This window comes from Psychrobacter sp. Sarcosine-02u-2 (assembly GCF_002836335.1).
Classification (GTDB): domain Bacteria; phylum Pseudomonadota; class Gammaproteobacteria; order Pseudomonadales; family Moraxellaceae; genus Psychrobacter; species Psychrobacter faecalis.
The window spans coordinates 36453-51039 of sequence record NZ_PJBX01000180.1 but is presented as its reverse complement, the minus strand read 5'-3'; the positions used below and the strand labels follow the sequence as shown (position 1 = coordinate 51039).

Annotated in this window: 13 protein-coding genes and 1 pseudogene; 12 read left to right on the top strand and 2 right to left on the bottom strand. The window is 44.2% G+C overall.

The window, feature by feature from the left end:
• Nucleotides 1-187 precede the first annotated feature (187 nt).
• The 11 genes from CXF58_RS13530 (at nt 188) to modB (ending at nt 10506) form a co-directional block, all read left to right on the top strand.
• Nucleotides 188-1369 (top strand): globin domain-containing protein, encoded by a 1182-nt coding sequence (locus tag CXF58_RS13530; RefSeq protein WP_102077829.1) that lies wholly within the window; start codon nt 188-190, stop codon nt 1367-1369.
• Between the two features lie 422 nt (nt 1370-1791).
• Nucleotides 1792-2691 (top strand): peptidylprolyl isomerase, encoded by a 900-nt coding sequence (locus CXF58_RS13525; protein WP_373681943.1) that lies wholly within the window; start codon nt 1792-1794, stop codon nt 2689-2691.
• 205 nt (nt 2692-2896) lie between these two features.
• Entirely contained in the window at nt 2897-4192 is a 1296-nt protein-coding gene (gene glp / locus CXF58_RS13520) for a molybdopterin molybdotransferase MoeA (protein WP_102077827.1), read from the top strand.
• Nucleotides 4193-4464: 272 nt separating this feature from the next.
• Complete coding sequence (gene moaA, locus CXF58_RS13515) at nt 4465-5568, top strand: GTP 3',8-cyclase MoaA (RefSeq protein WP_102077826.1); 1104 nt, start codon at nt 4465-4467, stop codon at nt 5566-5568.
• 67 nt (nt 5569-5635) lie between these two features.
• Nucleotides 5636-6166 (top strand): molybdenum cofactor biosynthesis protein B, encoded by a 531-nt coding sequence (gene moaB / locus CXF58_RS13510; protein WP_089555991.1) that lies wholly within the window; start codon nt 5636-5638, stop codon nt 6164-6166.
• A gap of 3 nt (nt 6167-6169) precedes the next feature.
• Entirely contained in the window at nt 6170-6910 is a 741-nt protein-coding gene (gene mobA, locus CXF58_RS13505; RefSeq protein ID WP_102077825.1) for a molybdenum cofactor guanylyltransferase, read from the top strand.
• Nucleotides 6911-6987: 77 nt separating this feature from the next.
• The gene (gene moaC, locus CXF58_RS13500; RefSeq protein ID WP_102077824.1) at nt 6988-7509 is read left to right on the top strand and encodes a cyclic pyranopterin monophosphate synthase MoaC; all 522 of its coding nucleotides are present in this window, start codon (nt 6988-6990) and stop codon (nt 7507-7509) included.
• A gap of 79 nt (nt 7510-7588) precedes the next feature.
• Nucleotides 7589-7879, top strand: coding sequence for a MoaD/ThiS family protein (locus CXF58_RS13495; RefSeq protein WP_102077823.1), 291 nt, complete (start codon nt 7589-7591; stop codon nt 7877-7879).
• Nucleotides 7880-8014: 135 nt separating this feature from the next.
• A complete protein-coding gene (locus CXF58_RS13490; RefSeq protein WP_102077822.1) occupies nt 8015-8506 on the top strand; it encodes a molybdenum cofactor biosynthesis protein MoaE in 492 nt (163 codons plus the stop codon).
• Between the two features lie 174 nt (nt 8507-8680).
• Nucleotides 8681-9586, top strand: coding sequence for a molybdate ABC transporter substrate-binding protein (gene modA / locus CXF58_RS13485; RefSeq protein WP_082894282.1), 906 nt, complete (start codon nt 8681-8683; stop codon nt 9584-9586).
• Nucleotides 9587-9804: 218 nt separating this feature from the next.
• A complete protein-coding gene (gene modB, locus CXF58_RS13480) occupies nt 9805-10506 on the top strand; it encodes a molybdate ABC transporter permease subunit (RefSeq protein WP_068404973.1) in 702 nt (233 codons plus the stop codon).
• 49 nt (nt 10507-10555) lie between these two features.
• Here the strand turns inward: modB and CXF58_RS13475 are convergent, their stop codons facing one another.
• Nucleotides 10556-11572 (bottom strand): D-cysteine desulfhydrase family protein, encoded by a 1017-nt coding sequence (locus tag CXF58_RS13475; protein WP_068404971.1) that lies wholly within the window; start codon nt 11570-11572, stop codon nt 10556-10558.
• A 249-nt stretch (nt 11573-11821) separates the two neighbouring features.
• A pseudogene (locus CXF58_RS14070) lies at nt 11822-12752 on the bottom strand (IS256 family transposase); the annotation flags it as partial.
• Between the two features lie 465 nt (nt 12753-13217).
• On the opposite strand from CXF58_RS14070, the gene urtA reads away from it, so the two are divergent.
• The gene (gene urtA, locus CXF58_RS13460) at nt 13218-14567 is read left to right on the top strand and encodes an urea ABC transporter substrate-binding protein (RefSeq protein ID WP_102077820.1); all 1350 of its coding nucleotides are present in this window, start codon (nt 13218-13220) and stop codon (nt 14565-14567) included.
• Nucleotides 14568-14587 lie beyond the last annotated feature (20 nt).

The window sequence follows — 14587 nt, the reverse complement described above, 5'->3', positions numbered from 1 at the left end:
AAGTTTAGATAAAGCTACGATACCATAAGATTCATTTTTAATGAATCTTATGGTAAAATATTAATTATTAGACCGCTAAACGCTCAATCCCAGCGTTTTCTAAAGCAGTTTAATGAAGGTTATTACGCTCATACACTGAGCTAACGCTTCTAAACTTATCACTGTGTAAATCACTAAAGGATCCACCATGGCGTCACCAAAAACACTAGAGATCGTAAAAGCAACTGTTCCTGTACTTGAAGAACATGGCACAGCAATTACGACCGTCTTTTATAAAAACATGTTCAACCAACATCCTGAACTCTTAGATATCTTTAACGAAACCAACCAAAAACTAGGTCGCCAGCAGACTGCACTGGCTATGACGGTTTTGGCCGCAGCAAAGCACTTGGATAAATTGGCTATACTACTACCACAAGTCACGCAAATCAGCCATAAACACCGCGCCTTACAAATTTTGCCAGAGCACTACCCGATTGTTGGTCATCACTTAGTAGGCGCTATCAAAGAAGTATTGGGCGAAGCCGCCAACGATGACATCATCGATGCGTGGACTGAAGCCTATGATGAAATTGCTGATGTCTTTATTCAGCTAGAAAAAACCATGTATGAGCAAGAAATGTGGGAAGGCTTTGCACCGTTTAAAATCACTGAAAAAGTAGAAGCCGCGACAGATATCGCCGCCTTTACCGTCGTTCCCGCAAACGACGATATCGATTTAAGCAAATTAAGCCTGAGCGCCGGTCAATACATCACGGTCAAAGCCGACCCAGAAGACAGCGACCATCTTGCTCTACGTCATTATTCTTTATACTCAGCCACGAGCGATAAAGGTATCCAATTTGCTGTTAGACGCGACAACCGTAATGAGCATTATGGCTTGGTATCAAACCACTTACATGATCACTTAGACGTTGGTGATACGATTTTATTATCTGCACCCGCTGGTGATTTTGAGCTCAACCAAGACTTAATTCAGCAAAATGATATTCCGTTGGTACTGGTGAGCGCAGGCGTTGGTGTCACTCCGATTTTGTCGATGTTAGAGGCGCAAGTCACCGCCAATCCAAAACGTCCTATCGTTTGGGTTTATGCTTGTCAGAATAAAGAGCATCATGCCTTTGATAGTAAAGTTAATGAATTACTTGCCGCCGCCGACAACGTAGACAAGCACATTTTTTACTTTGAATCTGGGCAAATCCTAGATGAAGCATGGCTTGCTAACTTACCAAAGCCTGCTGATATTTATGTCTGTGGTTCTATGATGTTTATGGAAAGCATCATCGATGGTCTAATGGCCTTAGACCATGGCGTTGATAGCGTTCATTATGAGCCGTTTGGCCCTAAAATGAGCCTAGAGCTGGCTTAAATGATCCATTTAATAAAGTATTGAGGGTGCGAAAAATACGCTCGATACTTTGTTAAAGAAATATAAAGTCAGTGAGCAATTGCCATTAGAGTCACCTTTAAACGCTTCATTAGTGAGTAAATATTTAAAGGTGGCTCTATTTTTTTGTTTAGACCTTTATAAATAGTCTTAATACTTATGGTTTTTATAAAGCTTGTTTTAAAGATAATCGTTATTAGCCATATTTTTTACAGTAACATGATATCGTATTTTAAAATTTCTATTACCAAAATCCTTAGTGGAGTAACGCCATGACTGTCAGTACTTATAATCCAGCCGACCATGCAAATCATCAACACGCTCATGGGCATGGCAGTCACAACCATGACCATCATAGTCATAGCCATGCTCCGACGGGTCGCGGTGATGATATCTTGCGGGTTATGCCAACCTTAAATGATTTGCAAAAACCGCATTCTGACCAAGAGTTTATCGAAAAAGCCATGGCAGAAGAGCGCAGCAACCATAAAAATCTGATTGCCTCTAGCCGTGATGAACTGCCCTCTGTAACCGTCAATGGTGTGATGATAGATAGAACCGCGATTGCCCAAGAGCTGCAATACCACCCTGCCCCAAATAAAGAAGATGCGGTGTTTTTAGCGACGCAAGCCTTGGTGGTGCGTGAACTCTTGCGCCTTGCCGTTTTAGATGAGCCAAGCCTTGGCGAGACAGCATGGCTTGACGATGAAGAAAAAGCCATCTCTGACTTAATAGAAAAAAACGTGCAAGCAACGATGCCCGATATGGCAACCTGCGAGCGCTATTATAAGCAGAATATCACTGACTTTAAGACCGACCCTATTATGAATGTCCGTCATATTTTGTTGGCATGTCCGCCTGAAGACGGCGATGAACGATTAAAACTTAAAAAAACCGCTTACGAATTTATCGAACAAATTAAAGATAATGCCAACCCTGATGCCGAGTTTATCCAACTGGCGCGCCAGCATTCCGCTTGCCCATCGAAAGAGCAAGGCGGCGAGCTTGGCATTATTAATAAAGGTCAGACTGTACCAGAATTTGAAGGCGCGTTATTTAAAATGGATGCAGGACTGGCGCCAAGCCCTATCGAGAGCCGTTACGGTTTTCATGTTGTCGACGTGCTAACCAAAGAGCCTGGCATTCAGATGACTTATGAGCAAGTCAGCCCTGCGATTCATAATAAGCTGAGCCAACAAGCCTTTCACCAATCCTTGTGCGATTACTTATTTACCTTAGCAAACGATGCCGATATCGAAGGTATCGAGATGTCGCTTGAACAAGAAAACATATTTCGCGGCTGAACAATCTATTTTCAGTCAATTAATTTTCATATGATAAAGCCGCATTATGATAGGTAGTGATGATATAAAGTAGCTCGTATGGTATAACGTATCTTGTTAGGTTATACCATCTCGATAGCTAGATGACTTTAGCCGTTGTATAAGCTAAATAGCTATCTCAGTTCAATACCAGTTCAATATATATAAATAAAATAAGTAGGGATTTATGATTACTGTCGCAGGGCTTACCGCAAAAATAACGCAGCGTATAGAAACGTATAATAATGACGATTTTCCGCTCAGCAAAAGAGACGTCGTAAGCTACGATTTATTAGACAGTCGCAATCATATCCTGGCAACAGATATCGTCTCGCCGTTTGCTATCCCTAGACAAAATCTGTCGGCGATGGATGGTTATGCGTTGGCACAAGGCAGTACGCTTGACGCCGAAAGCACGATTGCGATCGTCGGTGAGTCGCAAGCGGGCAGTCCTTATCGTGGTGACATTGTCGCAGGACAAGGGGTGCGCATCTTTACGGGTGCCGTCGTTCCTGACAGCTGCGATACGGTTATCATGCAAGAAAACACCAATTTTGCCGCTATAAAAGACCGTATTGATAAATCAAAGCCTTATGATATGACGCTTAGAAAAACTGCTAAGGCTAATGACAATATCCGTAAGCAAGGCGAAGAGATTGAAGCTAAGGATGTGGTATTACAAAAAGGTAAACGCTTAAATCCTACTGATATCAGCCTATTAGCGAATTTGGGTTTTGATAAAGTCGATGTTTATCAGCCTTTAATCGTTGGTGTACTCGCGACGGGCGATGAATTGGTGGCGATTGGCAATGAGCTGACCAGCCTAGCGCAAATCTATAATTCCAACACCCCGACGCTAAAAACCTTACTCTCAAGCTTACCCGTCACTGTCCGCGATTATGGCATCATCCCTGATGATTTAGATAGAACCACCGCTGCCGTAACCCAAGCGATGCAAGAGTGCGACGTCCTTATCTCTACCGCTGGCGTATCGGTTGGTGACTATGACTTTTTAACCACCGTCATTGAGCAGCTGGGGCAGATTAATCATTATAAAGTCGCCATGAAACCCGGAAAACCGTTTGTCTTTGGCGAGCTGACGCAAAATCTTGCCAAGCCGGTACTATACTTTGGTTTACCCGGCAATCCCCTATCAACTGTCGTTGGCAGCTTACAATTTGTCATTCCCGCTTTGTGGCAAATGGCAGGCGCTGCACCACAAGAGCGACCCATGCAGCTTAGCCTGACCGCTACCCTTAAAAACGATATCAAAAAATCAGCCGGACGGATGGACTTTCAAAGGGGCATTATGTCGCAGAATGCAGCTGGTGAGTTTGAAGTAGAAAGCTTTAGCAAGCAGCAATCGCACCGTATCAAACAGCTGAGCCACGCCAATTGCTTTATTGTCTTGGCGCAAGATTCTGGCAATGTAGCCGCTGGCGAGCAAGTATTGGTTCAGCCTTTTCCTTGGTTATATAGCTAAACGCTGTGTTATTAATAAGGACTGCACTATTAATCCTTACATAGCGGATTAATGGTTACATAGTTAATAACTCTTTATGCCATTAATCGTGAGAAACTGAGGCTTTGCTATCAAATGCTATCTACTACTTTGGTGGTAGTTTTTAGCTTACTTACGGTGAATGGTTATTTGCGCGCAAGCTGTCATAATTAACTATAAATGGAATTTCCCACTCACAACCTGAGGCAACGCCTAAAAGTACACACTATACTTAATATTAATGGTAATCATCTATGAACCATCTTGCCCCCAACGCAGGCAATGTGCAATTGTACTCGCCTGCCGCTGCACCTGCTATTTTTGACGGTGACTTATCGTCGAAAACGGCTCTCTCGTCGACGTATTCTCCGGTCACGCTCTCTCAACCATTAACCGATGGTTTCGCACGACGTCTTACCTATTTGCGTTTATCGATTACTGATTTCTGTAATTTTCGCTGTGAATATTGCCTGCCAGATGGCTATCAAGGCAAACCCCCACAAAACGAACTCAGCGTCACGGAAATTGCTACCCTAATCCGCGGCTTTGCCCAAGTTGGCACCAAAAAAGTCAGGATTACCGGCGGTGAGCCCTCTATACGCCGTGACGTGGTAGACATTATTAAAACCATCAAAAACACCGAAGGTATTGAAACGGTTGCTATGACCAGCAATGGCTATAAACTTGGCAAGCATTTGGCTAACTGGCAAGCAGCTGGGCTGAATCAGCTAAATATCAGTATGGACAGCTTTGATGCTGCGACTTTTCATAAGATGACAGGCTTCGATATGTTGCCGCAGCTGTTGGCTGATATGGATACTCTGCTTGCGACCACAGATATTAAGCTAAAGATTAACAGTATTTTAATGGCAGAAACCGCCTTTGAGAATCTGATAAATGCAATCGACTATGTCAAAGAAAGAGCGGTCACCTATCGCTTTATCGAATTTATGCAGACCAGTGACAACAGCGATTTGTTTTTTGCCCAGCACGCACAGTCTGACATCATCACCAATTATCTAATCAAGCACGGCTGGCAAACCCATGTGCGTGGCAGCAATGACGGTCCAGCGATAGAATATAGCCATCCAGATTATAAAGGCCGTATCGGCATGATAGCCCCTTATGCTGCCCATTTCTGTGACAGCTGCAATCGTCTGCGGGTCAGTAGTCAAGGTAAGGTGCATCTGTGTCTATTCGACCAAGGTAACTACGATATTCGTCAGTATCTCGAGCAAGACGATGTCGCAGGGCTTGTGAATACCCTGCATAGCTTTATGCCGATTAAACCTGAGCATCATCATCTTCACGAATCAAATAGCGGCATGATGAATAATTTGTCGATGATTGGCGGTTAGAATCAAAAATATACTAATAATCAAATTTTTCATTTTTTATCACAAGCGTATTTATTAAGGAACATTCATGAGTAAGCTGCAAGCACCCTTTACCCCGCTTAATATCGCTATTTTAACAGTTTCTGACAGTCGTACTCTTGCAGAAGATACTTCAGGGCAATATTTGGTCGATCAACTGACCGCAGCAGGGCACCAGCTGGCAGATCGTCAGCTGATTATTGATGATATTTATAAAATCAGAGCCGTTATCAGCGGTTGGATTGCCGACCCAGATGTGCACGCTATTATCACCACGGGCGGTACTGGTTTTTATATCCGCGACAGTATGCCAGAGGCGGTTGGCGTCTTATTTGATAAATCAGTTGATGGTTTTGGCGAAATGTTCCGCTTAATCTCAAAAGACGATATCGGCATGTCTACCATCCAATCTCGCGCCGTTGCTGGTATGGCAAACGGTACGGGCATCTTCTGCCTGCCCGGTTCATCAGGTGCTTGCCGCACTGCGTGGGAAGGTATCTTACAAGAGCAGCTCGATAGCCGCACGCGTCCTTGTAACTTTGTGCCGCACTTCATGCGTACCAACCCAGGTCACGATTGATTGATGCTGCAAGTTGCAGACAGCTCAACCCAAGCAGATGAACTCAGCTGCTTAGCCGGTATCGTTATTTTAGCAGGCGGCGCCTCCAAACGTATGGGGTCGCCAAAAGCTGAGCTTATCTTGCCAACGGGTGAGCGTTTGCTTGATTATCATGTCAGACAAGCGCTTGAATTAAGTGCTGCGATGACGAGCGACCTACCTATTATGATTGCGGATAATGGGCGTGGTTTTAGCGTCCATGCAGACTTAATGAAGAAAGATCTGCAGTCGTCAATTTTTCATATTGGAGATTATCTTTCTAGTAATGATAACAAACAAATTGAAACCGGCGGCGCATTGGTAGCGATTGAGGCAGCGCTGCAATCATTAAAGCGTTTGGCAAATTCAAAGCAATTAACGAAAGAGGCAAACTGGCAACAATCTTGGCTGCTGGTCATTAGCTGTGATAGCCTGATTCCTATCAGCGATTTATGGCAAAAACTGCAACCTTATATCACGCAGGCTGACGGCAAGTCTGTCATTTGTCTAACCGATGACAGCCACTTATATCCATTGTTAGGTTTATATCGTTTAAGTATTGAGCCTGAGTTAAAGCAGTATATTGACAATGGACAGCGGCAGGTCATGAAATTTATTAAGCCGATTGTGCAGCCTGTTCCCTTTACCCAAGCATGGCAAGCGTTAACCAATTTTAATACGCCTAAAGATTTTGCCCGTGCTTGTTTGGCTTTAAACGTCTCATGAACCAAGCGACTTATGAAAAAGTTTATTGAAAAAAACCGACCGTTTAAGAGAAATTTGTTTTCTAAGAGAAATAAAGAATGAATAGTGACAATCCAAAAACCAATAATCAACCAAGCAATCAGTCTGGTTTATCGCATTTAGATAGCGACGGTGATATCACCATGGTTGATGTGAGTGGCAAGACAGCCAGTACCAGAGAAGCGTATGCAAGCGGACAAGTGGTTTTTCCTGCGGACATCTATACGCAAATCAAAGCCGCTGACGGTATGACCAAAAAAGGTAGCATCACTCAAACCGCTCATATTGCTGGTATCATGGCAGCCAAACGCACCCACGACCTGATTCCCCTTTGTCACCCCCTGCCCTTGGATAAAATTAGCTTAAGCTTTGCATACGATGATGTCCACCATAGTATTACCGTCACCGCCACGGTGAAAGTCACACATAAAACTGGGGTGGAAATGGAAGCGTTAACCGCCGTTAGCGTCGCCTGCTTGACTATTTATGATATGACCAAAGCCATCTCGCATGACATTGTGATTGATAATATCCATCTTATGAAAAAAACCGGTGGTAAATCCGACTATCAGCATAAGTAAGAATGATTTAAAAAAATAAAGTTCTGAGAAGCATACCGTTAGACAGTGAATAAGCAGTTTATCAATAAGGGAGATTGCTATGAGCACCTTAGTAGAAAGCAATACAGACTCTAAATTAGAAACCATGATGAATATTAACGTCTTATATTTTGCCAGCTTAGCCGATGAGGCCAATTGCCATGAAGAAAAAATCACGGTGCCACAGTCGACTTCATTGACCGAACTCTATGAGCAGCTGCGCCAAAAGCATCGTTTTAGCCGTCCGCAGTCGGAGCTACGGGTGGCGGTAAATGACTATTTTGCTAAGTGGACGGATGATATTTATGACGGCGATAGCGTGGTTTTTATCACGCCAGTGGCTGGTGGTTAATTTAACATAGATTTTTATTAACCTACTTATTCATCCTTTTTTATCAATCTACTTTTTATAAGCGCCGTGACTTTTTGCAATGCTTAAAAGTTAAAAATCTCGTTATACAATATTGTTAAATAATAGGCAGAAAAAATGACAGACAACGTACATGGGCAATCTATGAGTATCAAACGTAGCATCGATGAAGCGTACCTCATCGCTGAACGTGATGGTTTTGCGCTGTTAGATACCGATATTGACGAAAGTCGCCTTAAAAAGACGCTCGATAATGACAGCTGCGGCGCCTTTGTCTGCTTTGAGGGTCGCGTACGCAATCATAATAATGCCACGAGTGTTAATCGTCTAACCTACTATGGCTATGAAGATTTGGCCATCAATCAAGGCCGAGCCATCATTGAAGAAGCCAAAAAGCGTTTTGAGATTCTCGATGCCATTGCTATCCATCGCATTGGCGCGTTAGAGATTGGCGATGTAGCAGTTTGGGTTGGTGTGGTTTCTGCCCATCGCTATCCTGCTTTTGACGCTTGCCGCTGGATATTAGATACCATTAAAGCCGATATTCCGGTGTGGAAACAGGAGTACTATCAAGATGATTCTTCAAAATGGCTGAGCAATAATGGTTAATTAACGGTTAATTAATGATGACTCACTCAATAACATTGATGAAAAATAGGTAGTCGTGATATGCATATCGTTTAGAAAATAATTAAGCCAATAACTATAAAAAACTGATGTATACTGCAAAATTATTCATTTTTACTGACTATTGTTCTTTTTTTAAAGTAGAGGATGTAGGTTATGCAATCAAAACTATCAAATGCTCAGCATCAACCCATTACCAATTTTTCTTATTTAAAACGGTATAAATCGATAGCAACATTGGGCGCATCCGCGTGCTTGGCTTTGGCACTAGGCGCTTGTAGCCAAGAAAACAGCCCTAATGAAACCGCAGTGGTTACAGAAAACGCACCACAGACCACTCAACCTAGTGAAGCCATTCGCATTGCTGCCGCCGCCAATTTATCGGACGTATTGCCTGAAATCATCGAAGGTTATAAAAAAGATAAGAACCTGCCCAATCAAGAGATCGAGGTTACCTTTGCTTCTTCAGGTAAGCTATATTCGCAAATCACTGCCGGCGCACCTTACGATATTTTCTTAGCAGCCAACCAAGAGTTTCCGGCCAAATTGGTCGATGATATGTTTAAAGGTGACAGCAGTCGGACGCCGTTTACCTATACTCAAGGTCAACTCTCCATTTATAGCGCGGCCAAGCCGGTTGATAGTTTGAATCAGAGTACACTGACTGAGTTATTAAAGCGTGATGACAAGACGAAAATTACTATTGCCAACCCTGAGCTTGCGCCTTATGGCGAATCTGCCAAGGCTTATTTACAAGCACAGAACCTTTACGACTCTCTAACGGCACAAAAGCGCATCATTCAGGCGGAAAATATTGGCCAAGCCTTTCAATATGCCCACACAGGTAATGTCGATTATGGCTTTGTCGCCCAGTCGCAAGTGACCGCCATCAAAGCGACGCCTGAGCAATTTTATATTTTACCAGCCGACTCTTATCCTGCTATCCTGCAGGACGGTATCGTTATTACCGATGTTGCTAGCGCAGCAGATTTTACTGATTACCTGCGCTCGCCTGCTGGACAGGCTTATTTTGCTAAAGCGGGTTATTTGGCTGTTAAGTAGCTTGTTTGCAGCAATCTATCGAAAGAATAGGTACGGCTTAGGTTTGCTCAAGTGAGTACTTTAGCCCTTGATATGCTTGCCTTCGTGAAATAAGTGAAATGTGACATAAGTGACATAAGTGACACGTTATCAAGGCAAGCTATCTATAAATAACATGGCATCATAAATAATGTCCTATCAGTGGCGCACTGGATAAAAGGTAGATAGATAATCACGCTATGACGTCCCAGTTTCTTATTTCAGACATGCTGCTGCCGGTATGGGTAAGCATCAAGCTTGCCAGCATTACCACCCTTTGCTTATTGTTATTTGCAACGCCACTCGCCTATTGGCTTGCCAAGCCTAGCCGCGGAAATATCGTTGGGCGCATAAAGATTCTATTGATGGGCATCATTGCGATGCCCCTTGTTTTGCCCCCTACCGTCATTGGTTTTTATTTATTATTATTACTCAGCCCGAGCGTCGGTATTGGACAATGGCTTATCGAGCATAATATCAGCCCTTTGGTTTTTACCTTTGAAGGGCTGGTGATCGGCTCTATCATCTACTCCTTACCCTTTTATATTCAGCCCGTCTATGCTCAGTTTTTGCGTATTCCTCAAAGCGTAATGGAAGTGGCAAGCTTATTAGAGCCTAGCCGTCTTAGACGTTTTATAAAAATTGTCCTACCGCAAGCGCGTATCGGTATTATTCTAGGCGGCTTAATCAGTTTTGCGCATACCATTGGCGAATTTGGCGTGGTACTGATGATAGGGGGCAGCATTTCAGGTGAGACCAAGGTTGTCTCTATTGCGATATATGAGCAAGTAGAGGCACTAAATTATGAAGCAGCGCACCTGATGTCGGGGATTCTTATTATTATGGGTGTTATTATGGTGGCGCTGATTGCTACTGTCAGTCGGCTTAATCAGCGCCCATAAGCACTTGTTTTATAAACCAATAACAAGTCAAATTTCTTGTTGTAAGCAATCAAACTTCTGGCTTACGGCTTTTTTTCGCCAAATCCAAATCGCTGGCATAAGCAAATAAAGCCGGCGCACCGCCAGTATGCCAAAACAACACACTATCGGTTTTCTTAATCTTCCCCCTACGAATCATATCGATAAGTCCGCCCATCGCGCGACCAGTATAAACAGGGTCGACCAATATCCCTTCTGTTTGCGCCGTTAAAGCAATCGCCTCATTTTCTAATGCACCCACTACGCCATAGCCTGCGCCAACATAATCAGAGTTAAGAATCAAATCTGACGCGGTAAATTCATAATCTGTCTTGATTAATTTTGCCGTGCTATTAGCAAGCGCTAGCGTATATTGATCAAAGGCGACTTTATCGGTTTCGCTTTTATCAATATTAATACCGACGATTTGATAAGGTGAGTTAAAGATTTTATTGCCAAGCATTAGGCCTGCTTGCGTACCGCCAGAGCTTGAGGCAAATACGATATGGGTCAAGGATATATCCAGGCTTTGACGCTGCAATTCTAGCTCTTTAAACGCCTCTACAAAGGCTAACGCCCCAAGCTCGCTTGAACCACCGTACGGCACCACGTAGACGTTTTTACCTTGGTTGGTTAATTGCTCAACGATGCTAGGAATGTCCTCGCCTTTGCGATGATTGCCTGCCCAGTGGATATGACAACCAAACAGCTTATCTAGTAAAAGGTTGCCATTTGCCTGCTCCGGCTCTTCACCGCCCAAGACTAAATGACACTCTAGTCCTAAGCTTGCCGCCGCCGCTGCTGTCTGACGGCAATGGTTTGACTGTATCGCGCCCGCAGTGATGATGGTATCGGCACCTTTGGCAAGAGCGTCACCGAGGATAAATTCAAGCTTGCGGGTTTTGTTGCCACCCAATGCCAGCCCCGTATTGTCATCTCTTTTCATATAGATTTTGGGACCGCCCAAGGCTTGACTCAATCGTTTCAGCTCAACCAGCGGGGTTGGAAAAAAGCCTAACGGCTCTCTAGGTATGTGGTTATATTCCATGTTATTTTCTATCCTTATTAACAATAGCCATGTAAAATTTAGCTATTAGCACAGCATACAATAGAAATATAAGTCACGCCGCTACTATTTAAAATGAGCAGACACAAAAAAACCCCAAACAATCTAATGTTTGAGGCGAAACTTGCTTAGACTTAACAGTCTAAATTCGTTTTCTAATACTACAGAAAATGGCGCAGCGGACGGGACTCGAACCCGCGACCCCCGGCGTGACAGGCTGAGCCCATCCCACTCAAGCGTATCAGCGCAGTAGATGGCCTTTAAATCAGCCGCTACGGCTTTCTTATCCGTCCATGGCACAAACTTCATGGAGTAACGCACCATATGCACGATACACAGCTGAACCTGAGCGTTGGGGTAAACGGTGTTGATGGCATCAGGGAAGCCTTTTAAACCATCGACACAGGCCATGAGGATATCTTGTACCCCGCGGTTTTGAAGCTCGGTAAGAACACCCAGCCAGAACTTAGCGCCTTCATTCTCTGAGAGCCACATACCAAACAGCTCTTTTCTGCCGTCAAGTCCCACGCCTAGCGCCAGATAGATAGTCTTGTTGATGATCTGCTTGTCTTGACGTACTTTGACGACGATGCAGTCCAAATAGACGATAGGATAAACACTGCTCAGCGGCCGGTTCTGCCAAGTGGTGATGTCCTCTAATATGTTATCGGTGACTCTTGAGATAAGAGAGCTTGAGATGTCGACATCGTAGAGCTTTTTAATGCTCTCTACAATCTCGGTGGTGGTTTGACCCTTGGCGTATGAGCGAGGATAAGCAAGTGTGTGGGGCACACTTGCCCGAAGCGCAAGACGTCAGGCTATGCCTGTAGTGGAATATGATTTTATCATCGAGACCTGAGATACGGGTTTGGTGCTTACTGACCAGCACAGGCTCAAAGCTGCTATCGCGGTCTCTTGGAGTAGATATCTCAAGATCGCCTGTGTCACTGCGGACGGTCTTTTTAGGGTGCCCATTGCGCTTATTAGGTTTATTGGCTTTCTCATGCTTAGGATAGCCGAGATGATCTTCCATCTCAGCCTCTAAGGCAGTATCGATAAAGGATTGCATGAGCTGCTTTTGGAAGTCTTTGATGTCATCGAAGCTGCTCATGCTACCAGCCATTTGTTCAGCTAGTTTCTTGATATCAGATTGAGTTGTCATTGCTTATCCTCCGGTTAGTGAATTATAAGCAGTTACACACTTTTTAGGAAAGGCTCATTACCCCTTATACCCCTTGAGCTATAAGGGTTTTTTATTGCCGAATTACAATTAACTGAACCTGTCAACAGCGCTTCTTTACCAACTTAAACCTTCTATTTTGATATTTAGACTTATCAAGACAGTAGAACTCCTTACCCCTCCAACACATTTGTTCTGCCCAGTTTTAGCCCCTTAAAGAAACAATGGCTTTTATTCACAAGTATTAATAAACCATCGTGGTGCATAGGAGCCTATAGGTCTATTTTGGTGCAAAAAAAGAAGGCTTCTTACTCAACAAAGAACCACAGTGGTGCAATTTTCTATATTTTTGGCTGGCATAGATATTGAAGTAATAAAAATAGTAAAAACAGTCAAAGCCATTGATTGACTCACCTTGTTGCTATTTTACTCTTTTTGGAGAAGTTTATGTCTTTATTGCCGACCTTTGCTACCGCTACCACACAGAACAGCGCCCCTCGTACCGACTTACGATTGACCTCACGCTTATCTATAGTGGCGCTTGCCGTTGTAGGTAGTTTGAGCCTTGCTGGCTGTCAAAAGCCAGCCGAGACGAGCTCGGAGACGACAGCTAGCGATACCACCACTCAAAGCGCAGCGGCGGCTAATGGCGATACTATTAAAGTCGGTATTTTGCACTCTTTATCAGGGACGATGGCCATCTCTGAGACCTCGCTAAAGGACACCGCGCTAATGACGATTGAGGAGATTAATGCCAACGGCGGGGTGCTCGGCAAGCAATTAGAGCCTGTCGTCGTTGACCCTGCCTCTGACTGGCCGTTATTTGCTGAAAAAGCGCGCCAGCTCCTCACGCAAGATGAAGTAGATGTCATCTTTGGCGGCTGGACCTCAGTGTCGCGTAAGTCGGTATTGCCCGTCGTTGAAGAGCTCAACGGCTTGATGTTTTATCCGGTGCAGTACGAGGGTCAAGAGCAGTCTGAAAACATCTTTTATACCGGTGCGGCGCCCAATCAGCAAGCTATTCCTGCCGTTGAATACTTGATGAGTCCTGAAGGCGGTAGCGCTGAGCGCTTTGTATTATTAGGCACGGATTATGTCTATCCTCGTACCACCAACCAGATACTACGCGCTTTTTTACAATCTAAAGGCGTTGCCGATAGCGACATTATGGAAGAGTACACGCCATTTGGCTTTAGCAATTATCAAACCATTGTCTCTAATATCAAAAACTTCGCTACGGGCAAAAAGACAGCAGTGATATCAACCATCAACGGCGACTCCAACGTGCCTTTTTATCGCGAGCTTGGTAATCAAGGTATTGACGCCGCTGATATTCCAGTCATGGCATTCTCAGTTGGTGAAGAGGAGCTACGCGGTATCGATACTAGCGCGCTGCAAGGGCACTTAGCGGCATGGAACTACTTTATGTCGGTCAAAAACCCAACCAATAACGACTTTACCAAAAAGTACAAGCAGTATGCGCTCGATAACAACTTACCCAATGCCGACAATGTCGTCACTAACGACCCTATGGAGGCCACCTACGTCGGTATCAATATGTGGAAGCAGGCGGTGGAGGACGCGGGTAGCACAGATGTGGACAAAGTCCGTATCAGTATGGGCGGTCAGACTTTTGCTGCCCCTTCAGGCTATACGCTAAAGATGGATGCAGAGAACCATCACTTGTGGAAACCGGTCATGATCGGTCAGATTCGCCCCGATGGTCAATTTGATGTGGTCTATAAGACACCCGAGGTTATCCAAGCTTCACCGTGGAGCCAATACATTCCTAAGTAAGGATTATCCTAAGCTTTACT